The organism is Streptomyces sp. NPDC101181 (assembly GCF_044767975.1).
Classification (GTDB): Bacteria; Actinomycetota; Actinomycetes; order Streptomycetales; family Streptomycetaceae; genus Streptomyces.
This window is the reverse complement of the sequence record NZ_JBIWOX010000012.1, coordinates 78,613-101,280: the sequence shown is the minus strand read 5'-3', so window position 1 is coordinate 101,280 and position 22,668 is coordinate 78,613. Positions and strand designations below refer to the sequence as shown.

At 69.6% G+C, this 22,668-nt stretch carries 17 protein-coding genes and 2 pseudogenes; 13 read left to right on the top strand and 6 right to left on the bottom strand.

Translation table 11 applies throughout. The features are described from left to right. Window positions 1–5 precede the first annotated feature (5 nt). Window positions 6–1,046, bottom strand: coding sequence for a MerR family transcriptional regulator (locus ACIRRU_RS19165; protein ID WP_403681856.1), 1,041 nt, complete (start codon window positions 1,044–1,046; stop codon window positions 6–8). Window positions 1,047–1,138: 92 nt separating this feature from the next. Here ACIRRU_RS19165 and ACIRRU_RS19160 point away from each other — a divergent pair, with 92 nt between their 5' ends. Next, window positions 1,139–2,758 carry an alpha/beta hydrolase gene (locus tag ACIRRU_RS19160; RefSeq protein WP_403681853.1) on the top strand — a complete coding sequence of 540 codons (1,620 nt, stop codon included), beginning with the start codon at window positions 1,139–1,141 and terminating at the stop codon, window positions 2,756–2,758. On the opposite strand, the gene ACIRRU_RS19155 is transcribed toward ACIRRU_RS19160, so the two are convergent. After that, a complete protein-coding gene (locus ACIRRU_RS19155; protein WP_363203420.1) occupies window positions 2,748–3,158 on the bottom strand; it encodes an organic hydroperoxide resistance protein in 411 nt (136 codons plus the stop codon). The genes ACIRRU_RS19160 and ACIRRU_RS19155 overlap by 11 nt on opposite strands. A gap of 112 nt (window positions 3,159–3,270) precedes the next feature. Here ACIRRU_RS19155 and ACIRRU_RS19150 point away from each other — a divergent pair, with 112 nt between their 5' ends. Next, complete coding sequence (locus tag ACIRRU_RS19150) at window positions 3,271–3,762, top strand: MarR family winged helix-turn-helix transcriptional regulator (protein WP_403681850.1); 492 nt, start codon at window positions 3,271–3,273, stop codon at window positions 3,760–3,762. Between the two features lie 178 nt (window positions 3,763–3,940). Here the strand turns inward: ACIRRU_RS19150 and thpR are convergent, their stop codons facing one another. Further along, on the bottom strand, window positions 3,941–4,564 hold the full coding sequence (gene thpR / locus ACIRRU_RS19145) for an RNA 2',3'-cyclic phosphodiesterase (RefSeq protein ID WP_403681848.1): 624 nt from the start codon (window positions 4,562–4,564) through the stop codon (window positions 3,941–3,943). A 643-nt stretch (window positions 4,565–5,207) separates the two neighbouring features. Between thpR and ACIRRU_RS19140 the strand changes: the two genes are divergently transcribed. The 5 genes and pseudogenes from ACIRRU_RS19140 to ACIRRU_RS19120 all read left to right on the top strand — a co-directional run bounded on the left by ACIRRU_RS19140 (window position 5,208) and on the right by ACIRRU_RS19120 (window position 12,003). Beyond that, complete coding sequence (locus tag ACIRRU_RS19140) at window positions 5,208–6,098, top strand: S1 family peptidase (protein ID WP_403681845.1); 891 nt, start codon at window positions 5,208–5,210, stop codon at window positions 6,096–6,098. 403 nt (window positions 6,099–6,501) lie between these two features. After that, window positions 6,502–8,358, top strand: coding sequence for a glycosyl hydrolase family 18 protein (locus ACIRRU_RS19135; RefSeq protein WP_403681842.1), 1,857 nt, complete (start codon window positions 6,502–6,504; stop codon window positions 8,356–8,358). Between the two features lie 526 nt (window positions 8,359–8,884). Further along, window positions 8,885–10,753 (top strand): hypothetical protein, encoded by a 1,869-nt coding sequence (locus ACIRRU_RS19130; protein WP_403681841.1) that lies wholly within the window; start codon window positions 8,885–8,887, stop codon window positions 10,751–10,753. 314 nt (window positions 10,754–11,067) lie between these two features. Then, a pseudogene (locus tag ACIRRU_RS19125) lies at window positions 11,068–11,204 on the top strand (IS5/IS1182 family transposase); the annotation flags it as partial. A gap of 166 nt (window positions 11,205–11,370) precedes the next feature. Then, window positions 11,371–12,003, top strand: coding sequence for an NAD(P)-dependent oxidoreductase (locus ACIRRU_RS19120; RefSeq protein ID WP_403681838.1), 633 nt, complete (start codon window positions 11,371–11,373; stop codon window positions 12,001–12,003). A 21-nt stretch (window positions 12,004–12,024) separates the two neighbouring features. On the opposite strand, the pseudogene ACIRRU_RS19115 reads toward ACIRRU_RS19120, so the two are convergent. Further along, a pseudogene (locus ACIRRU_RS19115) lies at window positions 12,025–12,456 on the bottom strand (transposase); the annotation flags it as partial. Window positions 12,457–13,062: 606 nt separating this feature from the next. On the opposite strand from ACIRRU_RS19115, the gene ACIRRU_RS19110 reads away from it, so the two are divergent. From ACIRRU_RS19110 to ACIRRU_RS19095, 4 genes are all read left to right on the top strand, one after another. Continuing rightward, a complete protein-coding gene (locus tag ACIRRU_RS19110; RefSeq protein WP_403681836.1) occupies window positions 13,063–13,914 on the top strand; it encodes an ABC transporter substrate-binding protein in 852 nt (283 codons plus the stop codon). Continuing rightward, entirely contained in the window at window positions 13,911–14,747 is an 837-nt protein-coding gene (locus tag ACIRRU_RS19105; RefSeq protein ID WP_403681833.1) for an amino acid ABC transporter permease, read from the top strand. The genes ACIRRU_RS19110 and ACIRRU_RS19105 overlap by 4 nt, the downstream gene beginning before the upstream one ends. Continuing rightward, entirely contained in the window at window positions 14,744–15,559 is an 816-nt protein-coding gene (locus tag ACIRRU_RS19100; protein WP_403681830.1) for an amino acid ABC transporter ATP-binding protein, read from the top strand. The genes ACIRRU_RS19105 and ACIRRU_RS19100 overlap by 4 nt, the downstream gene beginning before the upstream one ends. A gap of 981 nt (window positions 15,560–16,540) precedes the next feature. Next, window positions 16,541–17,329, top strand: a complete 789-nt coding sequence (locus ACIRRU_RS19095; protein WP_403681827.1) for a YsnF/AvaK domain-containing protein — start codon at window positions 16,541–16,543, stop codon at window positions 17,327–17,329. 225 nt (window positions 17,330–17,554) lie between these two features. On the opposite strand, the gene ACIRRU_RS19090 is transcribed toward ACIRRU_RS19095, so the two are convergent. Beyond that, window positions 17,555–18,058 (bottom strand): hypothetical protein, encoded by a 504-nt coding sequence (locus tag ACIRRU_RS19090; protein WP_403681825.1) that lies wholly within the window; start codon window positions 18,056–18,058, stop codon window positions 17,555–17,557. A 1,201-nt stretch (window positions 18,059–19,259) separates the two neighbouring features. Between ACIRRU_RS19090 and ACIRRU_RS19085 the strand changes: the two genes are divergently transcribed. After that, entirely contained in the window at window positions 19,260–20,666 is a 1,407-nt protein-coding gene (locus ACIRRU_RS19085) for a polysaccharide pyruvyl transferase family protein (protein ID WP_403681823.1), read from the top strand. A 278-nt stretch (window positions 20,667–20,944) separates the two neighbouring features. Next, window positions 20,945–21,739, top strand: a complete 795-nt coding sequence (locus tag ACIRRU_RS19080; RefSeq protein ID WP_403681821.1) for a MerR family transcriptional regulator — start codon at window positions 20,945–20,947, stop codon at window positions 21,737–21,739. Window positions 21,740–22,070: 331 nt separating this feature from the next. Here ACIRRU_RS19080 and ssuE read toward each other — a convergent pair whose 3' ends face one another. Next, on the bottom strand, window positions 22,071–22,628 hold the full coding sequence (gene ssuE, locus ACIRRU_RS19075; protein ID WP_403681818.1) for an NADPH-dependent FMN reductase: 558 nt from the start codon (window positions 22,626–22,628) through the stop codon (window positions 22,071–22,073). Between the last annotated feature and the right edge of the window lie 40 nt (window positions 22,629–22,668).

Below are 22,668 nucleotides of genomic sequence, written 5' to 3'. Positions count from 1 at the left end.
TGCGTTCAGCCCCCGACCGCGGGGCTCGGGGGAGCGTCGCGACCCGGCTCGGACTCCGGCGCGCTCACCCGCCCCGGGCCGGCCCGGCCGAGATCCACGCCGAGGGCGCCGAGCAGCCAGTCGTGTGCGGACCCCGGAGTCGGCTCGGGGCGGCCGCCGGGAGCACTGATCACCTGGGCCGTCAGCTCCCAGTACCGGTCGATGCGCGGATCGGCCGCGAGCCGCCCCGCCAGCACCCGGCGGAAGGCGGGACTGTCGCGAGCGCCGTACGTCCCCGCGTACGCGTCGACGAACCCGTCCAGCGCGCCGCCGGGTGACGGAACGGCGCCCCGGCGCATCTGCGCGCCCGCCAGCTCGTACGCCCGAGCCAGCCCCGCGTACAGCACGGCCGACGCACGGCCCCCCGCGCCCCGGTGCGCCCGGGGCTGGCAGGGGCTGGACCCGTCAGCCCCGCAGGGACGGGTCACCAAGGCGTGCAGCCGGGCGAAGGCGAGCACCTGCACCGGGCCGGGAGCGTCGGGTGGGTGCGGAATGGCCGCTTCCAGGAACGCGGCGACGGACCGGGCCGGCATCCGGGGCGGCAGCCAGGAACGCCAGAACCGGGCCAGGGACGCGGTGCTCGGCGGGAGGGTCACCGCCCCCACCAGCCGCAGCCGGGCGGGCCGCTCGGACGGCGGGCACTCCTGTACCAGCCGGAGCGCGGCCTCCCGCCAGCGCAGCGCCGTCATTTCGGAGCCCAGGGCGCGGAGCCGCCCGGCGACGGCGTCCTCCAGCGCGCCTCCCGCCCGCGCTCCGTCCGGCCCCTCGCCCTCCTCCTCGTCGAGGACGCCTCGCACGGTGGGCAGCGACAGGCCGAGGCCGCGCAGCGAGCGGATCATGCCCAGCCGGTGCACCGCCTCCGGCGCGTACCGGCGATGCCCGCCGACGCTGCGGGACGCCTCCGGCAGCAGCCCGCTGTCCGAGTAGAACCGGACGGTCTTGACGCTGACCCCCGCCCGCACGGCCAGCTCACCGATGGTGCACAGGTCGTCGTCCGACGCGAACACTTGAACCTCCCTCAGGGGGAGTTCCTACGGTACCGGCGGGCGCCGCCGGTCGACCGGGCGGTGCGCGGGAGACAGCGTGACGAGGAGGGACCATGACCGTATTCATCCTGGTGGCCGGGGTGTTCACCGGCCCGCAGATCTGGCGGGCGACGGCCGCGCGGCTGGTCGCGGACGGCGCGGAGGTGCACCCGGTGGCCTTGGCCGGACTGGGCGGGCGCCCCGCCGTCGCCGGGAAGGCCGTCGACCTGGAGACGCATGTGGCCGACGTGCTCGCGGTGATCGACTCGGTGGTGGCGAACGCCGAGCCCGGAGGCGACGTCGAGGCGGGTACGGGGGCGGGGCCCGGCCGGGAGGTCGTGCTCGTCGGCCACGGCTACGGCATCCACCCCGCACGGGTAGCGGCCGACCGGCGCCCGGGGGCCATCGCACGGATCGTCCACCTGGACGCGGGACTGCCGCAGGACGGCGTACCGGCGGCCGCCGCCGTACCCGACCCGTCCCTGCGCGAGGAACTGTCGGCCGGCACGCACGAAATGGCGAGCACGGCCCAGGAGGTGGCCATGGCCGGGGAGGCGGGCACAGGCGGAATGGCGGGCGCGCTGCCACCGCCGGACCGGGACGGATGGAGCCGCTGGGGGAGTACCGCGGGGCTGTCCGACGCGGCGCTCGACGGGCTCACCGCCCTCGCGTCACCGCAACCCCTGGGGACACTGCTCCAGCCGGTACGGCTCACCGGCGCGGCGGCCGCGGTGCCGCTGACCGGAGTGCTGTGCACCGCCGACGGACCCGGCGTCGAGATGCTCCAGATGGTGGTGGACATCGGCGACCCGGCCCTGCGGGAGCTGGCCGATCCGCGGGTGACCTTCTTCGAACTCGCCACCGGCCACTGGCCGATGCTGTCCTGCCCCGACGAACTGGCCCGCGTGCTGACCCGGGCGGCGGCGGGCGGCGGCCGTCGGCTGGTCCCCGCCTGCCCCGCCGAGCCCCCAGCCCACCTGCGGCCGTTCCTCCTCGACGTACCCGAACACCCGCGCGAGCGGAACGGGAACATCGATCTCTATGTGCCGGACAGCCCCGGTCCGCACCCCGCCGTCGTGTTCGTACACGGTGGCCCGGTCCCCGCGGACGCCCGGCCCACTCCCCGGGACTGGCCGACCTTCAGGGGATACGCGAGGTACGCAGCCGGGCGGGGAGCCGTCGGCGTGACGCTCGACCACCGGCTGCACACCGTCGCCGACTACGAGCGGGCCGCGGCGGACGTGGCCGACGCGGTGGCACGGGTACGGGCGGATCCCCGGGTCGACGCGGACCGGGTCGCTCTGTGGTTCTTCTCCGGTGGCGGCCCGCTCATGGCGGACTGGCTGACAGCTCCGCCCCCGTGGCTGCGCTGCCTGGCAGCGAACTATCCGATCCTGTCGCCACTGCCGGGCTGGGGCCCCGTCGGGCCCCGCTTCCGGCCCGTCCAGGCGCTCGCCCACGCTGGACGGCTGCCCCTGGTGCTGGTCCGCGCGGGCCGTGAGGACGCCCGGATCGCGGCGACGGTCGAGGAGTTCCTGACCGAGGCCGAGCGCTGTGGGGCGAACGTCGAGGTCGTGGACGTACCGAACGGGCGGCACGGTTTCGAGACGCTCGGTCCCGCCGACGACGACGCGCGCGAGGCCGTGCACCGCGCCGCGGCCGCGGTACTGGCCCGCCTGACGGCTACTCGATGACGAGTTCGACGTCGATGTTCCCCCGGGTGGCCTTGGAGTAGGGGCAGTAGGCGTGGGTGGCCTCGACGAGCTTCTGCCCGGTCTCGCCCGCCAGGGAGTCGGGCAGTTCGACGCGCATCACCACGGCGAGTCCGAAGCCATCGCCGTCCTTGCCGATGGAGACCTCGGCGGTCACGGAGGCGTCCTTGGTGTCGACCTTCATCTCGCGCCCGACCGAGGCCATCGCGCTGGCGAAGCAGGCCGCGTACCCGGCGGCGAAGAGCTGCTCGGGGTTGGTGCCCTTGCCGCTGCCGCCGAGTGCCGGGGGCATGGCGAGGGGCAGGTCGAGCTGCCCGTCGGAGCTGACGGCGCGGCCCTCACGCCCGTTGGCGGTGGCGGCGGCGGTGTACAACGCGTCCATGGATGACCCTCCTCTGGGGCGATGACCGGGCTGGTCCCCGCCTCGGAAAGAAATATTGCACACAACTAAGTTGCGCACAACTCAATAGCGCACCCGGCGGTACGCTGGAGCCATGACCAGAGCCCCGGACGCCCCGCACCCCGACCTGTCCGCCGTCCCGGACGCGGAACTGCTGCGACTGGACCATCAGGTCTGCTTCTCGCTGCACGCCGCGTCGAGGGCGTTCGGAGGCTTCTACCGGCAGGCGCTGAAGGACCTCGGGCTCACCTACTCGCAGTACCTGGTGATGCTGGTCCTGTGGGAGGACGGCCCACAGCCGGTCAAGGCCATCGGACGCCGCCTCCATCTGGACTCCGGCACCCTCTCGCCCCTGCTGAAGCGACTGGAGGCCGCCGGACTGGTACGCCGCGAACGCAGCCGCGAGGACGAGCGCTCCGTCCTCATCGAGCTCACCCACGAAGGGGCGCGGCTCCGCGACCGTGCCCTGTCCGTCCCCCGGGGCGTGCTCGCCGCCACCGGCCTGTCTCTGGACGAGGTCCTCGGCCTGCAAAAGGTCCTGGGCCGCCTCACCAATGCCCTGGGAAAGACAGCCGACGCGGGCTGAAGGGCTTGACGGCTTGACATGCCTGATACGGCACTACGGGCGGACGCGCGGGGGCCGCCCGTATGGTGCCGAGGTTAGGGACGCGCCGAAGCGCTCCCCCTTTCGGCGGCATCGGCACCGGCCACGGCCACGAGGCTTTGCCCATCCGCCCATCCGGCCCCAGGCATTCGCCTTTACGTCAGGCGCTGTCGCGCTCGAATGCCCAGGTCGCGATGGACCGATAGCGGATCGGCCCCGGTCCGCGGCCGATGTTGCTCCCGACCAGATGGAGGTGGGCGGCCTCCCACTCCCGGCCGTGGAACGAGTCGAGTGCCGTGGCTGCTGCAAGGGTGGCATCACCGTCACCCCGGCGGGCGCGGGCCAGGGTGAGATGGGGCCGGAACGGTCGGGCGGGGAAGTCGGCACCGCACTCGACGGTCACGGCGCGAACGTCCGCGGCGAGCCGGTGCAGTTCGTCGAGCTGCCCTGTCACCCCGCTCCATACGACCCGTTCGTCGAAGTGCCCGCCGCCGTGCAGCGCGAGCCGCGTCGGCCGGTGTCGCGCCGCGAGCGCGGCGAGCGGAGACATCAGGCGGGGCACCACATCGACCGGGAGTTCACCGAGGAACGCCAGGGTGATGTGCCAGTCCTCGATGCGGTTCCACCGCATACGGGAGTACGTCTCGTAGGCCGGGCGCAGCTCCTGCGCCAGCTCGTCCTTCGCGTCGTCGGGCGGGGCGAGCGCCACGAACACGCGGGTCGTCGCGGTAGGGGCAGCGGCATCGGCGGGGCGTCCGGTCGCGGCGTCGGGCCTGTCGTTCACCCGTCGTACCGTACGTGCCGGGCGCGCTCCGCAGGCACGCGGGTGGGCGGCAGCCGGTGCCGTGGGCGGACTCCCGGAGCGGTGATGGCGTGGACACCGGGATCTGGCGTGGACATCGGGATCCAGGGCCGCCGAAGTCCGGCGCGTCGCCCGCTCCGCCCCCCCGGCCCCCGATGCCGTCCCGGCTCCATGATCGACCTTTCGAGGTCCTCGCGACGGGTTTCGGGCGGCACGTCGGTCATTCCGATACGGCAAGCGCCACAGCGGGTCGCCTTCTCCGGATCCGGCGCGTGCAGGGAGGGCCGTCAGGGCTCCGGACCGACGGGCGAGGGCGCGATGTGGATCAGGGCGAGGGGACGGATCGGCTTGCCCTTGTGGGGGACAGCGGCGAATTTGATGAAGTCGACTTTCAGTCATCCCCTTCTGTTCATGGGGTGCTCATAGGCTGATTTGACGTCGCATAAGTTTCACTTGATGAGCGCTTTTCCGTCAGCAGCGCTACGGGGGTCTTGTGCCGGTCTACTGGCCTGTCCAGCATGAATAACGTTGTCAGGGACACGTCGGAATGATCGTTTCCCTGCCGACATGCCATGGGCGTCCACCCAAACGCCCCGAGTTCCCCCCACGATCTGGAGGACCAAAAGTGCGACTCTCTCACCCCCACAGCATGTCGAGACGAGCACGACTCATCGCCGGGGCGACCGGTATCGCCGCAGTCGCGGCGCTCGCCGTTCCCGCCGCCAGCGCGTCCGCCCAGTCGGCCCCCAAGACGTTCAGCGCCACCGAGCTCACCCGGACGGCCGACTCCGTGCGCACCGCCGACGTCGGCGGCACCGCGTGGTACGTCGATGCCGAGTCCGGCAAGGTCGTCGTCACCGCCGACAGCACCGTCAGCAAGGCGGAGATCGCGAAGATCAAGGACGAGGCCGGGGTGAACGCCGACGCCCTCGTCGTGAAGCAGACTCCCGGTAAGTTCTCCAAGCTCATCGCGGGCGGCGAGGCCATCACCACAGGCGGAGCCCGTTGCTCCCTCGGCTTCAACGTGCAGGACGGTGCGGGCACCAAGTTCGCCCTGACCGCCGGCCACTGCACGAACATCGGCAGCTCGTGGTCCATCGGCACCACCGCCGGTTCCAGCTTCCCCGGTAACGACTACGGCATCATCCAGCACTCCGACCCGGGCGCGGCCGACGGCCGTGTCTACCTCTACAACGGCGGCTACCAGGAGATCGACGGCGCCGGCGACCCCTCGGTCGGCCAGTCCGTCCAGCGCAGCGGGAGCACCACCGGCCTGCACGGCGGCTCCGTCACCGGCCTGAACGCCACCGTCAACTACGGCGCCGACGGCATCGTCTCCGGTCTGATCCAGACCAACGTCTGCGCCGAGCCCGGCGACAGCGGCGGCGCGCTCTTCTCCGGAAGCACCGCGCTCGGCCTCACCTCCGGCGGCAGCGGCAACTGCTCCTCCGGCGGCACCACGTTCTACCAGCCCGTCACCGAGGCGCTCGGCGCCTACGGCGTGAGCATCATCTGAGTCCTGGTCCGAACCCCGGTTCTGCCGGGGTTCGTTCCTCATCGACTCCCTGCGCCGCCCCCGTCCGGTCCGCCGGCGGGGGCGGCGCTCGTCGGGGGAGGGCACGGTACGGCACCACCGAGGACGCCAACTTGTCGGTACGGCCCGTCAGATGGCGAACGGGGAGTGCCCGAGAGTCCCCCCGCGGTCCCCGCCGCGCCGGGGTGTCCATCAGCCTGATCGGCGCGTCGTGCGTATACCGGACTTTTCTTTGGTCCAGACCTCTTGACGGTTGGTCTAGGCCTTCTTAGGGTCGCGGAAACACTGCGAGGGTGCCGCGGAGAGACGCCACGTGCTCATGGCCGCGCAGGGTTGAGGGGCCAGGGACTGCCCTGTCCCTTCCGGAGCCACTCATGGAGCAGCCTTGAGCACAGAAACACGATGGGCCCGTATCAGACCCGCCCGGCGCATACGGTCCAAGGCCGTCGCCGCAGCCACGGCGCTCCTCCTGCCACTGGCGGCCATGGTGGGTCTCGCCGCCCCGGCGCAGGCAGCCGCCTCGGCCACGGCCGCCTACACCAAGAAATCCGACTGGGGCAGCGGCTTCGAGGGCCAGTGGACGGTGAAGAACACCGGCACCACCGCGCTCTCCACGTGGACCGTCGAGTGGGACTTCCCCGCGAGCACCAAGGTCACCTCCGCCTGGGACGCCACCGTCACCAACTCCGGCAACCGCTGGACCGCCAAGAACCTCGGCTGGAACGGCACCCTGGCTCCCGGCGCGTCCGTCTCCTTCGGCTTCAACGGCTCCGGCTCGGGCGCGCCCTCCGGCTGCAAGCTCAACGGCAACCCCTGTGACGGCGGCTCCACCAACCCCGGTGACAACGCCCCCTCCGCTCCGGGCAAACCGACTGCGAGCGACATCACCAACTCCTCGGTGAAGCTGTCCTGGGCACCCGCCACCGACGACAAGGGCATCAAGAACTACGACGTCAAGCGCGACGGCGCCACCGTCGCGACGGTCACCGGCACCACGTACACCAACACCGGTCTGACCGCGGGCACCGACTACTCCTACACGGTGGTCGCCCGGGACACCGCCGACCAGACCGGCCCGGCCTCCGCGGCCACGACGGTCCGAACCACCGGCGGTGGTGGGGGCGGTGAGAACCCCGGCGGCAACGGGAAGATCAACCTGGGCTACTTCACCAACTGGGGTTCCTACACGGTGAAGAACCTGGTCACGTCGGGCTCCGCGGCGAAGATCACGCACATCAATTACGCCTTCGGCAACGTGCAGAACGGCAAGTGCACCATCGGCGACGCCTACGAGGACTATGAGAAGTCCTACACCGCGGCCCAGTCGGTCGACGGCAAGGCCGACGCCTGGGACCAGCCGCTGCGCGGTCACTTCAACCAGTTGCGCAAGCTGAAGGCGCAGTACCCGCACATCAAGATCCTCTGGTCCTTCGGCGGCTGGACCTGGTCCGGCGGCTTCGGCCAAGCCGTCCAGAACCCCGCCGCCTTCGCCCAGTCCTGCTACGACCTGGTCGAGGACCCGCGCTGGGCCGACGTCTTCGACGGTATCGACCTGGACTGGGAGTACCCCAACGCCTGCGGTCTGACCTGCGACACCAGCGGCCCGGCCTCGATCAAGAACATGATGCAGGCCATGCGGGCGAAGTTCGGCCCGGACAACCTGCTCACCGCGGCCATCACCGCCGACGGCTCCAACGGCGGCAAGATCGACGCCGCCGACTACGGGGGCGCCGCGCAGTACATCAACTGGTACGACGTCATGACGTACGACTACTTCGGTTCCTGGGCGGCGCAGGGCCCGACGGCGCCGCACTCGCCACTGACCTCGTACCCCGGTATCCCGGCGCAGGGCTTCAACTCGGCCGATGCCATCGCCAAGCTGAAGGCCAAGGGCGTCCCGGCCAAGAAGCTGCTCCTGGGCATCGGCTTCTACGGCCGCGGCTGGACCGGCGTCACCCAGTCCGCCCCCGGCGGCAGTGCTTCGGGCCCGGCGGCGGGTGTCGAACCGGGTAACCAGTACTACAAGGTTCTCAAGACCACGTGTCCGGCCACGGGCACGGTCGGCGGGACGGCTTACGCGCACTGTGGGAACAACTGGTGGAGCTATGACACCCCGGCGACGGTCGGCACGAAGATGGCGTGGGCCAAGAGCCAGGACCTGGGTGGTGCCTTCTTCTGGGAGTTCAACGGCGACACCGCCGAGGGCGAACTCGTGAGCGCGATCAGCAGCGGCCTCAAGTAGCCCCGGCTACGGCCCTACGGGTCCGTCCGCCCCGAACGGGGGCGGACGGACCCGCTGCTGCTTCCGGGGTGTGTGCGCACCGGTAGGTGTGCTGGTCTCAGACGTCTTGTCCCCCGGGACGCTGCCTTGTGTACTGGCCTGCCCGCCAACACGATCAGGCGTCTCTCGCCCGCTCGTTCTGTGATGCGCTTATTGCGGCGCTGGACCAGTTCCTGTTGCGTCACAGTGTGTGTTCCGGGGGTCTGCGCCCGTTTCTGCTTCGCTGTCGGCTCGGAGACGCCCGTGTGCACCGTACCTGTGCTGTGTGCCGACCTGTGCCGCTGTGCGCTGTTGCCCGTTGAGTGTATGCAGCACCCGTGCCGTGTCCGTCGCGCGGGTGAGGTGTCCGGAGGCCTTTGGCGCCCCCTCTGGGGGCAGGGGCGTGGGGAGCGGGCCTGCCACCCCGTTCCGGTTTGTGAGTTGGCCGTGGTTCGTTGCTGGATCTGTTGTGGGGTTGTGTCAGTGGGGATCTGTAAGGTCCCCGGACATGATCTCTCTCACGGGTGCCGGGCACCTGAATGACCCTGTAACTACCTACTCCGGGCTGCTTGGAACGGTGAAGCGTCCGCAAGCACGTAAGGCGGTAAGGGAGTTGTCGGTGCTCGCTGATGATGGGTCGGCTTTGAAGCTGGCGGCGGCTTTCGCACCGGTCGCGGGTCTCGCGTCTGACACGTTGCTGCGGTTGTGGCCGCAGGCTCATGACCCGGACGGCTTCGCTGAGGCTCTGCTGGTGCCGGCTTTTCGTGAGGAGGGCCGTACGGAGCTGAAGCTGAAGCGGGTGACCTCGCTGGCGGGCCTGCGGCATCTGGGCATGCTGCGTTCGCTGACGGTGGAGCGCTCCAAAGAGATATCCGACCTCACGGAACTCGAAGGCCTGACCGGGCTGCTCTCTCTCGATCTGAACGGCTGCGCGGGAGTCGAGGACCTGTCACCCCTCAGCGGACTGACCCAGCTGACGCGGCTGAGCCTGCACCGCTGCCGTCCCGTCTCCGACGTCGGACCGCTGCTCACCCTCAGCCGTCTGCGCCACCTGGATCTGAGTATCACGCGGGTCACGTCGGTGAAGGGATTCGCGGCGGCGTTCCCCCTGCTCGAAAGGCTTGACCTGCGTGGCTGCCGGTCTTTCAGGTCCCCTTCTCAACTCTCCGGGCTGACTCGTCTGTCCCACCTCGACCTGGGGTGGACTGCTCTGCGCAACTTGAGCGGCCTGACGAATGTGCCTGCGCTCAGCTCCCTGCACCTGGCGAGCTGCAAGCAGTTGCGTGACCTGACGGGTATCGGCGCGGCGGTGAACCTTTCGGAGCTGGTTCTCCAGGAGTGTCCCAACCTGCGGTCCGTCGAGGGTTTGGGACACCATCCCCGTCTGAGGAAGCTGGAGGTGGAGGGCTGCACGGACTTCTCCGACCTGCGCGGTGTTTCTGCCCTGTCGCACCTGGAGGAACTGCGGATTGCGGGAAGCGAACGTCTGGCCTCCCTGGCAGGGGTGGGCCCTCTGCCCGCCCTGAAGGAGATCGCGTTCGAGGACTGCCCTGCGTTGGCGGACTTCACTGGCCTGGCCCAGCTCACTTCCGCATACCGGCTGCGCCTGAGCGGGCTCGGCCTGGTCCGTGACCTTTCCCCTTTCGCTTCCCTGCCCGGCCTGCGTGCGCTCGCCCTCGACAGGTGCCAGGGCCTGTGGGAGCTCACCGGGCTTGATGGCCGCAGCGGCCTGGAGGAGCTGTCCGTCGGCCGTACCGGGAGTCTGAGCAGCCCTGGTGACCTGGGGGGTGCGCCGGACCTGCGCGTACTGGAGCTGCGCGATCTTCCCGCGCTCACCGATCTGGGCCGGCTGGAGGGCCTGGGTGCGCTCACCACCGTTGGCGTCGAGAAGTGCCCGAGGCTCACGGACATCGGCACACTGGCCCGCTCACCGCTCACCGGGCTCTCGCTGCACGGAGCGACGGCCCTGGAAACGCTCCACATCCTGGAGGAGTGCCGTGACCTTCGGGTCCTGAGCGTACGGGACATGCCCCGGCTCATGACCTTCCCCGCCCTCCCTTCCCTGCGTGAGCTCTCCCTCTCGCGGCTGCACTGGAGGGACCTCTCGCCTCTCGCCGGTCTCGAAGGGCTCCAGCACCTGCGGCTCGAGAACTTCGACGACCTGACGGACATCAGTACGCTGACCGGGCTGCCGGAGCTGTCCGAACTCCTCCTTGGACACCTGCACTCCTTCACCGAACTCGGCCCCCTGCTGGACATCCCGTCGCTGCGGCGGCTGAACAAGTCACCGCAGATGAACGCGCAAATCCTGATGGGCCGGCGCGATCCCGTGCTGGTGGAACTCGCGAACCGCGAGGTCGCCATCGACCGGCGCTGAGGAACTCCGGTCGGCCGCGTGGCACACCTGGCCGGTTGCGGCTGTCCGCCCCGCCCCGCCCCGGGGCCGGGGCTCGGCGGTGTCGCTTCCGGCTCGGTGGCACTGTATGCGGCAGCGCGATGCTACGTGTCGACGATGGCCGACGCCCGAGGCCCGGCGGACCAGAGAACGGCGCCGCAACCCGCCCAGCTCAGCCGCGAGGAATTCGACTCTCTGCATGCTGTCGACACGGGATCGACAGGCCCCGGCGGACGGCGCACCACACGTTGTTGCCGGTCACCCATCAGAAGGCCGCCCGGCGGACAGCTCTCCCACTCGCCAGGTCCCGTGCCCCCGTAGAGCAAGGGATGGCACTGCTGAAGTCCTGGCGCATCTTCCGCAGATCCCGGACCAGCCCGAACCGCATGACGCTGTCACCAAGGCCGTCCTCATCTCGGAGAGGCAACGCTGACCACGCTCAATGATGTGCCTTTTGCAGCGGTCTTCAGCCTGGTCCATGATGTGGCTGAACACAGAGGCCAGAAATTTCAGAAACCGGCCGAAAGCAACGCGAGGGGCATAGGGCCCGCGTGGTGGGAGCGGCCGGATCCCCGTCCCGCAGAGAGAACAAGAAACCCATGCGTATCACGGTTTTCGGCGCCACGGGCCCGACCGGTCTGCTTCTGATCGACCAGGCCCTCGCCCAGGGGCATGAAGTGGTCGCCTACGCACGGACACCTGCCAAGCTGCCGTCTCGCTCCGGACTCACCATCGTTGAAGGCCAGTTGGCCGATGCGGCCGCCATCGCCAGGGCGATAGAAGGAAGCGCCGCCGTGCTCAGCCTTCTGGGTCCCTCCGGCAAGAAAGAGGATGCGCCACCGGTTGTCACCGGAACCCGGAACATCGTCGCCGCGATGAGCGAGCACGGTGTCAAGCGGCTTGTCGCGATGGGAACGCCCAGCGCCGCCGACCCCTTCGACCGGAAGGACCTGCGAGTCGGACTGATGGTCACCGCCATCCGGAAGTTCAAACCAGCTGCATTCCAGACCATCGTGTCCGTCGACCGTGTTGTCAGGAAGTCCGGGCTTCGGTGGACCATCGTCCGCTTCCCCGTGCTCACCAACGGACCGCGCACCGCCGGTGTCAACGCCCGTAGGGTCGGCGACAAGGGCGGCCTGCGCCTCTCGCGTGCCAACGCCGCTGCCTACTTCCTCGACCAGCTCACGGACGAAACCCAGATCGGCCGCGCACCATTCGTCACCGACAACTAGGACCTGTCCGGCGGACCATGGGCGGAGCCATAGGCGGACTGCTGCTGCGGTGACCGCGCCGTGGAAGACGTAGGCCCTCTCGTCATAACAGGTGGCGACCGCGCGGGAGTTCTTGAGCCGGTTGACGGTCCGCTCGACCTCGTTGCGTCGCCGGTAGCGCTCGCGGTCGAAGCCGGCAGGTCTGCCGCCCGCGCTGCCTCCGAGCCGGCAGTTGGCCCGCTGGTCCCTCGGCTCGGGGATCGTGTGCTTGATGCGACGCCTTCGCAGGTAGCGGCGGTTTCGGCGGAAGCTGTCAGCCTTGTCGCCGCTGACATGGTCGGGCTTGGTCCGGGGCCGCCCGACCAGCGGGTGGGGAACCCGGATCCGGTCCAGGACCTCGATCATCTGCGGGCCGTCACCCCGCTGGCCCGGAGTGATCAGTAGAGCCACAGGGCGGCAGCCGCCTTGTGCAGCTGGTTGTCCGGGCTCCTCCCAGGACCGTGTTCGTGTGGGCGCAGCGACGTGGGCGCCCGCGGATCATGCGGGCCCGGGGCCGGTCCGGCTGGAGGTGGCCGAGCGGTGAGGATGGCGGCGTAGGGGGTGGTGGGGCAGTCCGACTGCGCTCGGTGGTCGGCGTCGGAGGCCGCGGTGGCAGGGACCAGGCGGGGTCGGTGGAACCGACGGCCGGCCCCGAACCCGGCCGTCGGCGTCCGTGGCAGTCGGCGGCATGCGGGCGTAAGCGGCCCGGTCCGGGCCGATGTCGGCAGGGTCGCCGCCCATGCTTGAGGAGATCGCTGCCGAGGGCCTGCCCGACCCTGAGCAGTGCTCTCGGGGGGAGAGTTTGCGCGAGGCCCGTTTCGCCCGGTCCAGCCCGACGTGCCCGGAGCGCGGCCTGCTGACGGCACCTCGTCTGCTGTCCGTACCTGCGGCGGGCGGGTGACCACGTCGCCCGGACCGGCGTGGAACCACGGGTGCGGCTTGGGGGTCTCAAACCTTTCCTTATAATCGGAACTTGTGCTTTGACCATGTCTTCCGGGGCATGGTTGCCGTCCGTCCCCGTTTCCCACAGGAAGGCCCGCCGTGAACCCGCTCTCCGGGCGTCGGTCCCGCGTCCTCGCCGTCACCACCGTCACCACCGGGCTTCTGCTCATGGCGGCCTGCACCTCCACCGACGACGGCGGCAGCGGCGCCTCCAAGACCGCGGCGGGCGGTGTCGAACTCGCCAAGTCCGGGCAGCTCACCACCTGCACCCACCTGCCGTACCCGCCGTTTCAGTCGGAGATCGACGGCAAGGTCCAGGGCTTCGACGTCGCGCTGATCGACCTGGTCGCGAAGGACCTCGGCGTGAAGCAGAGCATCCTCGACACGCCGTTCGAGAACTTCAAGACCGGTGCCTTCCTGAACGCGGGCGAGTGCGACCTGGCTGCGGCCGGTATGACGATCACCGACGAGCGCAAGAAGAACGTCGACTTCTCGGTTCCGTACTTCGACGCCACCCAGGCCGTCCTCGTCGACAAGGAGGCCGGGGTCACCTCCCTCGCCGACGTCAAGGCGAAGAAGGTCAAGCTGGGCGCCCAGGCACAGACCACCGGCGAGGACTACGTCAAGAAGCAGGGTTTCGACCCGTTCTCCTTCGAGTCCTCCGACGCCGTCCTCAACGGCCTGCGTACCGGCCAGGTGAAGGCCGTGGTCATCGACTACCCGGTCGTCCAGGGCTGGCTGAAGGACAAGACCACCGCCGCCTCCTTCCAGGTCGTCGACAACCTCGAGACCGGTGAGCAGTACGGCTTCACGGTGAAGAAGGGCAACACCGCGCTGATCAGGGCCGTGGACAAGGCCATCGAGGGCGCCAAGGCGGACGGCACGTACAAGAAGCTCTACGAGCAGTGGATCGGCCCGTACGAGGCGGCCGTCGCACCGTCGGCTTCATGAGCGACACGGCCAGGACCGGTCCCGTGCCCCGCAGGAGGGGACTCACCCGGCGACAGAAGCGAAGCGTTTCGCGCGCTGTCCAGTACGTCGTCTTCGTCGCCGCCGTGATCGCGTTCGCGGTCTCGGCGGACTGGGCGCGGCTGAAGAACCAGTTCGCACAGGCGGACATCGCCAAGGAGATGTTCCCGGACGTCATCACCCTGGCGCTCAGGAACACCGTCCTCTACACCGTGACCGGCTTCGCCGTCGGGCTCGCGCTCGGCATGGTCATCGCCCTGATGCGGCTCTCGTCGGTCGGCCCCTACCGCTGGCTCGCCGGGATCTACATCGAGATCTTCCGTGGACTGCCGGCCCTCTTGATCTTCATCTTCATCGGGGTGGCCATCCCGCTCGCCTTTCCCGGCACGGAGATCGTCGGCGGCACGTACGGCAAGGTCGCTCTCGCGCTCGGACTGGTAGCCGCCGCCTACATGGCGGAGACCATCCGCGCCGGCATCCAGGCGGTCCCCAAGGGGCAGATGGAAGCGGCGCGTTCGCTCGGGTTCTCCCCGGCCCGCGCCATGGTCTCCATCATCATCCCTCAGGCGTTCCGGATCATCCTGCCGCCGCTGACCAACGAACTCGTCCTGCTCTTCAAGGACTCCTCGCTGGTGCTCTTCCTCGGCGTCACCCTGGGGGAACGCGAACTGTCCAAGTACGGCCGCGACCTGGCCAGTACGACCGCCAACTCCACGCCGATCCTCGTCGCGGGCCTGTGCTACCTGCTGGTGACGATCCCGCTCGGCTTCATCGTGCGGCGCATGGAGGCCAAGGCCCAGGAGGCCGTGAAATGAGCCGACCGGAAGAGACACGGGACGTCGTCGCCCCGGAGATCCGGGTGCGGGGCCTGCGCAAGTCCTTCGGCGACAACGAGGTACTGCGCGGCATCGACCTGGAGATCGGGCAGGGCGAAGTGGTGTGCGTGATCGGGCCGTCCGGCTCCGGCAAGTCGACGCTGCTGCGCTGTGTGAACCTGCTGGAGGAACCCAGCGCCGGGAAGGTGTACGTCGGCGGCATCGAACTCACCGACCCCGATGTCGACATCGACGCCGCCCGTCGCCGGATCGGCATGGTTTTCCAGCAGTTCAACCTGTTCCCGCACCTCACCGTGACCGAGAACCTCACCCTGCCCCAGCGGCGGGTGCTGCGGCACTCCAAGGCGCAGGCCGCGCGCAACGCCTCCGAGAACCTGGCCCGTGTGGGCCTGTCCGAGAAGGCGACCGCCTACCCCGCTTCTCTCTCCGGCGGTCAGCAGCAGCGCGTCGCCATCGCCCGCGCGCTGGCGATGGGTCCCGAGGTGATGCTCTTCGACGAGCCGACCTCGGCCCTCGACCCCGAACTGGTCGGTGACGTCCTCGCGGTCATGCGGATGCTCGCAAGGGAGGGCATGACGATGATGGTCGTCACCCACGAGATGAGCTTCGCCCGCGAGGTCGCCGACCGCGTCGTCTTCATGGACGGCGGCGTCGTCGTCGAGGACGGCACTCCTGACGAGGTCATCGGCTCCCCCCGCCACGACCGCACCCGCCACTTCCTTGCCCGCCTCCTCGACCCGGCCATGGCCGACGTGCAGGAGGACGCTCCGGGAGACTCCGTCAAGGGCTGACGCCACGGCCGGGCCGCTGTCAGCGGACAGCACAGCCGTGACCGTGCCCCGGCACTCCCTCCAGCGGCACCGGTGTGCGGGTGACCGGTTACTGATGTGGCCCCATGCGTCCAAGGGGCGTCTCGGGCCTGACGGCGTCGTTCTCCGGCGCGACGGGGACATGCCAGGACGTCCACGCCGACGGGGACGACGCCGTCAGGACCGCCCCGATCGGGGCCTCGCCCAGGGGTGGAGCTGTGGAGCGACACCGACGGCACCGACGGCACCGGGGGAGCGATCACGATCGGCGGTGGGGGCTGCAGCTCCGTCGGAGCCATGAGTCAGCGCCTGCCGCGACACGCGTCCGTGGGGCCGCCTTCCGTGTCAGGAGCGCGTGAAACGGGCAGCAGTCGCGAGGCAGGCGGATGCGCCGGCTGCGACTGGCTCCCGTCCGATCGGAGCGTCGGCCCGAAGCCGGGGATCACCGCCGCGGAAGTGAAGGGCAGGAATCGGGCCGGGCGGTTTCCGATCGTATGCGTCTCCAGCCCTCTCCCGTGCGGTAGGGCGCGTCGGCAGCCGAGTCCGTCGGCCCACCCCCCCCGGGGGGTACGGAGGAGGCTGTTGCCCGCGCTCCGTAAGCGGTCTCCGGCACGGCACACTCCGGGGCCCCTGCGCGGGCCCATCCCACCTGCCTCACAAACCGGTGTACGGGCTGCGAGGACCACTGGCGGTTTCTTCCCGCCTGTGTGTCCAAGGCTCTGCCCGAGACGCAGGGGCCCGAAGGGCGCCCCTGAGAGCCGCCTCTGTCCGCAGGTGACGAGTCGAGCGGGTGTACGCCCGCTTCGCCACGGTTGCGTCGCGTTCAGCCGGATAGCCGGGCTCAAGACAGTTCCGCAGGCGCCGGAGGCCATACCGGTTCTGGTGTCGACGGGCAGGTCTGCTCCCGTTCACGACCCGACTCCGACCCCGTCGAGCCGGCTCAACAACAAGAAGGTGCCGCGTATGAGCAACTACCTCACCACCGATCAACTGAGGGACCTCACCGTCCACGACCAGGAGGGCGGGAAGGTCGGCTCCATCGGCCAGGTCTTCGTCGACGACACGTCGCGACGTCCGGACTGGGTGACCGTGTCCACGGGTCTCTTCGGCACCAAGGAAACGTTCATCCCGCTGGCTGGGGCTCAGGTTCGCGGCCTGGAACTTCACGTTCCGTTCACCAAGGACGTCATCAAGGACGCTCCCCGGGTCGACGCCGATGAGCACTTGGCCACCGACCAGGAACGGCACCTGTACACCCACTACGGTCTCAACGACCCGGCGTCCACCGATGAGGGCCCGACGGCGCGGTCCGCCGCCTCCCCCGATGGCGGCACCGCACAGCACACGAACCGCGCTGACGGCCCCGGAGGCGAGCACGAACTGGTGCGCTCGGAGGAGCGCCTGCGAGTGGGCACGGAGGAGCGGGTGGCGGGGACCGCCCGGCTGAAGAAGGTCGTGGTCACCGAGAACGTGACGACGACGATCCCGGTCACACACGAAGAGGTGCGCGTCGTGCGCGAGCCCGTCCGCGAAGGCGAGATCGCCGGGCCGGGCATCGGAGAGGCCGAGGCCACCGTCACGCTCCACGAGGAGCGCCCGGTCGTGGGCAAGGAGAAGGTGGCGGTCGAGCGAGTACGGCTGGAGACGGCCGAGGTCACCGAGGAGGAGCAGGTGAGCGACACGGTCCGCAAGGAGCAGATCGCTTACGAGGGCGTGACCGCGGATGCGGAGAGCCGTCGCGACCTGCCCTGATGACGGGAGTCGCCCTCCACCGGCCGCCTTCCCGCTCCCTGAGTTCCGCGGCAGGGGGAAGGCGCGCCCGACGGCACGAGGGGCGGCCGTGTGATGCCCCTCGTCCTCCCGCCCCGGACCGCGCGGGGCGGGCCTCAGGGGATCGGCAGGGCGCGCCGGTATCGGTTCGGCAGTCGGTTGCGGACCGGGGGAGCACGTCCCAGTCCGTCCGAGGGTGCGCCGGATTCAGCCGCCGCAGTGACGCTCGTCCAGCCACGCCACCGGGCCCTCCGGCGTGGTTCCCCAGTGCGGCATCCGCTCTTCGTGCCCGGGTGTGAGTACGCACACATGTCCCCATCGGCCGTACGTCTCGGGACACACACGGGACAGCACGGTCCTGTCGTCCGCTCGAACGGCCAAGTCGTACCGGTCCTGGAAGACCTGTAGGTTGTCGCGGAGCTCCGCACCCGACCGGAACTCCTCCCGGTCCAGAAGATCCCCGATCTGGTGTACTTCGGGGTCGGCCAGCAGCGCGGCGGCCAGTATCTGCGCCTCTTGCAGGGCCGGACAGGACGCGCTCTGCCCACCGTCGCGGGAGGCCGACGCGGTGAGGCCGTCGTCCTCGACGGGAAGCGGTGGCGTCTGACGACCCCGCGGTGAACCGCTGCTGTGCGATGCCTCGTTCGGATCGCGCGAGCCCTGCCCCACCGGATGCTGGTGAACGGCGCCCGTGCCTCGGTGCACCTTCATCGTGGTCTCCTCTTCCTCGCCGGAACCTCAAGGTGCCCCCACCCGGCCGAAGCAGTCCCGCCCCGCGGTTCGACGACGAGAACGACGAGGTCGACCGGTTGCCCGTTCTGGGGGAGGCCCAGGTACTGCCCGTGGACGGTGTCGGCCCGCAGCCGGTCGGTGACGCGCAGGATTGAGGCCAACCGGTCGGAGATCAGTCCGGCTTCGTGCGGGAGGCCGTCGGCGAGGGCACGGGTGAGGTCGCCGATGAGGGTGGCGGCCTAGAGGCCTACCCGGCGAGTGACGGCGGGCCGGCCTCGGCATGCCTACCTCCAAGCCCCCCGTGGCGGCATGGGCGCGAGAGGCAGACCCGGGGCGCAGAACCGCGCACCGGACCACTGCCCACACCTTCGATCCTCAGACCGCTGCGGCCCCCCGCACCACCGCTGCCGCCCGCCCCCGCGCCGGGCTGACCACGATCGCCCCGCTCGGGTTCTATGTACGCCCGAGGTAGGGGGACACCTTCGACTTCGGTCGAAGGTGTCCCCCGGGTCCCACCGTCTCCAGTGGGAAATTCGATGGTCTGAGCGGAGGACGCGCTGAGGGGCGGCCCAACGGAAGAATGGCAGACCTGATGGGCAACAACAATGAGCCGCAGTGACATCCCACCCCCTAAGGCTGACTGTCAACCAGGTCGGTTTCTCCATCCCAGTAACGGACAACTACGCCGTTCCTGGGAAAAGAAAGGTGTCAACTAAGGACCCTCGGTGTTCTGTCGTGCACGACGGCACCGGAGTCGCTTCGCTGGAGATCACGATGTGTCAAGAGAGCGCCACCGTGACGGGGGCAGGCGTTCTTTTTGGGCAGCCGAGCGTGTTGAGGCCGCGTATCGGCGCGGATAGGACACGGAACGGTGTCATTGTCCGGATAAGGCGCATCTTCGCCCCGTACTTCTCTCGATCGGCTGGATTCGGCCCCGTTGGGTCCCCCTGTTTTTGAGAGATCGCACGTTCACCTAGTCGATCGCGCACCGAGCTCAATCCACCTTCCCGCGGGCGCTGATTTCGTCGCGGATCAGATGGTGGATCTTGGGCACTCCCCGGGCACTTGTTGGGTGACCGAGATCTTACAGTCCAGAGATGACCGAAAGGTTGCCCTGGTTGCTTATGGAATTTCAAGATGAAGCAAATGTAGTCTAAAGAATGTGACAGAAACTTCGCGCGTGCAGCGCATCCTTCTCCGTTCCGGTAAAAGCCCGTTCGACGTTGTGCCGTTGGAGGAGGCACTCCACCGGGATGTGATCGCCACCAACTCCGGCAACCTGATCTTCAGTGACGCCACCCATAAGATCCTCCAGACCCCGGGCACCGAGGTCGTCTCGAACGGGATCCGCACCGATGTGGCCGCGGCGGAGCGTATCAACGAGGAGTACGACGTCTTCGCCGTTCCGCTGGCGAACGCGTTCCGGCCTTCCTTCGAGCCGCAGTTGAAGAGGCTGACCCGGCTGATCTCCCGGCTGCGCATCCCGGTCGTGGTGATCGGCGTCGGCGCGCAGGCCGGGCTGAACTACAACCCGGCGCGGCTGAAGCCGATGGAGAGGTCGGTGCGCGCGTTCGTTTCCGCGGTGCTCGACCGCAGCGCGTCCATCGGTGTGCGGGGCGAGTTCACCGAGAGCTACCTCCGGGGTCTCGGATTCCAGGACGTCGACGTCATCGGCTGCCCCTCGCTGTTCATGCACGGCAAGGACCTCGCGGTCGTCAAAGAGCGGCCCGTGCTGACCGCGGACTCCCGGATCGCGGTCAACGGCTCGCACGGCGCGATGGAGAAGCAGGGCCTCGACCGGCAGGTCCGCTGGGCCCACGCCCGCTATCCGCGGCTGTGCTTCATCGGCCAGAACATCAGCGACGCGCGGCAGTTGCACTGGCGGGACCTGTCCCACCCGAACGCCGCCGTGACCGCGATGCCGACCCACCCCGGCCACCCGATGTACCGCGAGGACAAGGTCCGCGTCTACATCGACCCGCTCACCTGGATCGAGGACCTGCGCGCCTTCGACTTCTCCTACGGCTCCCGCATCCACGGCAATATCGCCGCGCTGCTCGCGGGCACCCCGGCCACCGTGCTGTGCGGCGACTCGCGCACCCTGGAGCTGTGCCGGTACTTCGAGATACCGCACCGCAGGATCGACGAACTGCCCGGCGACCTCGACCCTGCAGCGCTCTACGAGAACGCCGACTTCAGCGGCCTGACGGGCGGTCACGGGGAGCGCTTCGAGCGGTTCACAGCGTTCCTCGACCGCAACGGCCTGACCAACACCTTCAGCCACGGCGACTCAGGTGCCGCCTTCGAGGCCCGGCTGCGCTCGCTCGACTTCCCGGCGGGCGTGGCTCCCTGGAACGAGACCGACATCGCCTCGCTCTCCTCCCGGTTCGGCTGGCTCCAGAACCAGATATCCGAACTGTCCCTGGACAACGCCCGCTTGCGTCGGGATCTGGAGCGCGGCGGCCCGAAGACGAGGACCAGGAAGAGCGCACCGCCCGCGGCGAAGCCCCAGGTCTCGGTGTACCGAAGGGCCCGCCGGGTGGTCGGCCGCCCCATCCGCCGGGCATTCCGGAGCGGCCGCCAGTGACTCCCGCCCCACGGCGGGACGCTGCTGGTCCTGGACGGCGTGATGGCACTGCCTATGAAGGCGTCACTGGTCCAGTGCGGTCCGCACCGCCCCGCCTCCACGGCTTGGCGATCCACCGCGCGGGTCCGCTGCACATCAGCATGCTCTGTGACCGGCTCCCAAGCCGAACCGTGGCGGCCTGGGTCGCTCCGGTCGCTCCGGTCGCCACGGGGGGAGGGGAGAGGCAGGCTCCTCCCGGCGGAGGGCCGCCGGGGGCGGAACCTTGAGAAGGGATTCCCGTGGTGTGGAGTACGCGTCAGCTGGCGGAACTCGCGGGTACGACGCTCAAGACGGTCCGGCATTACCACAAGCTGGGTCTGCTGGAGGAGCCGGAGCGCGCACCGAGCGGCTACAAACGCTACGACGTGCGGCACCTGGTGCGGCTGATGGGCATCCGCCGGCTCACCGACCTTGGTGTGCCGCTCTCCGACATCCCCGCGGTGGCCGCCGCTGATGAACGCTCGGCGAGAATTCTCCGAGCCCTGGATGCCGAACTTGCGGCGAACATTCAGCACCAGCAGCACACGCGCCGCCAACTGGCCGCAATCCTGGAGGACGGGGCCCCGCTCGGTCTGCCCGCGGGCTTCGGGGTCGGCGCCGCCTCGCTGCCCCGAGCCCAGCAGGACCTTCTGATGGCGTGTTCCAGTGTCCTCACGCCGACGGCGATGTCCGTCATCCGGGAGCAGTACACGCGCCCTCGGGACGAGATGGATGAGGAGTTCGAGCAGTTGCCGGCCGATGCGCCCGAGAACGTACGCCGCAGGCTTGCTGCGCACCTGGCGGCCGAGGTCCGGGCCCAGCGCGCGGACCGGTCCGTCGTCGCGGACCTGGACGCCGCGTCCTGCCGGAACCTGGCGCTCACCAGGTCGGTCGTGGCACAGGCTGTGGCTGCGTTCTGCAACGAGGCCCAGCACGACGTCCTGCGCCTCCTGGGCGTCCTCCTCCAGAAGAAGGAAGATGAGAGAGGCGGAACGGGTGAGGGACACGAGAATGCCGTCCACCCGCCTCGGACCGCTCCAGATGCGACCCACTGAGTGATGCGTGCGGTTCCCTGTAGGCGGCTTGCGGGAGCCACTCCTCCGCTCGCCCGAGAGTGATCGTCGGGCGTCGCCCTCAGCCGCTCAGGATCAGTGAGCCGCGCCCTGCGAGCTCTGCCTGCAAATGGCTTCGTTGCTCGCAGTCATCGCATGGCGGGTCTTGCCGGTGTCCGCTGCTGGAGTGCGTGACAGGCCGGTTCGAGAACCACGGCGCGGCCCTTCGCCGCTCGGGCGGTGAGCGTCACTTCTCTGGCCGGTACTGAACGTCCGGCTGGCTGGCGGGTTCGGCGGTGTCTGGTCGGGTCGTGGTTTCGGGGTGCGCTCCGGTTCACCTGGTGGCGGCCGGGGAGGGTACGTGGTTGCTGAGGGTGGTGGAGAAGAGGTCGGTGACCCTGGCGAGCGCTTCGGCGGGTCCCGGTGGAAGGCTCACCGCTTCGTCGGCGTCGGTGTTGATGTCTTTGTCGAGGGTGAACCAGCCCGGCACGACGTGGGGGGCGCCCATCGAGGTGAGGACCGGGCGCAGCGCGTAGTCGATGGCCAGTACGTGGGCCGTGCTGCCGCCGGTCGCCAGGGGCAGCACCGTCTTCCCGGTCAGCGCGTACTGGGGGAGGAGGTCGAGCAGCGACTTGAGCAGCCCGGAGTAGGCGGCCTTGTAGATTGGTGTTCCGATCACCACGCCGTCCGCCCGTTCGAACAGTGCGGCGGCTTCGACGATCGCCGGATGCCGGAAGTCCGCGCCCAGCAGGGCGTCGGCGGGCAGCGTACGGACGTCCAGGGGGAGGACCTCGTGTCCCTGTCCCCGGAGTCGCGTGTCGAGGTGGCGCAGGAGTCGCGTGGTGCGGGAGGTGGCGGAGGGGCTGCCGGAAACGGACAGGACGGTGGCCATGAGGGGGCCTTTCGGGCTGCGGTGTTCGGGAGAAGGTGTG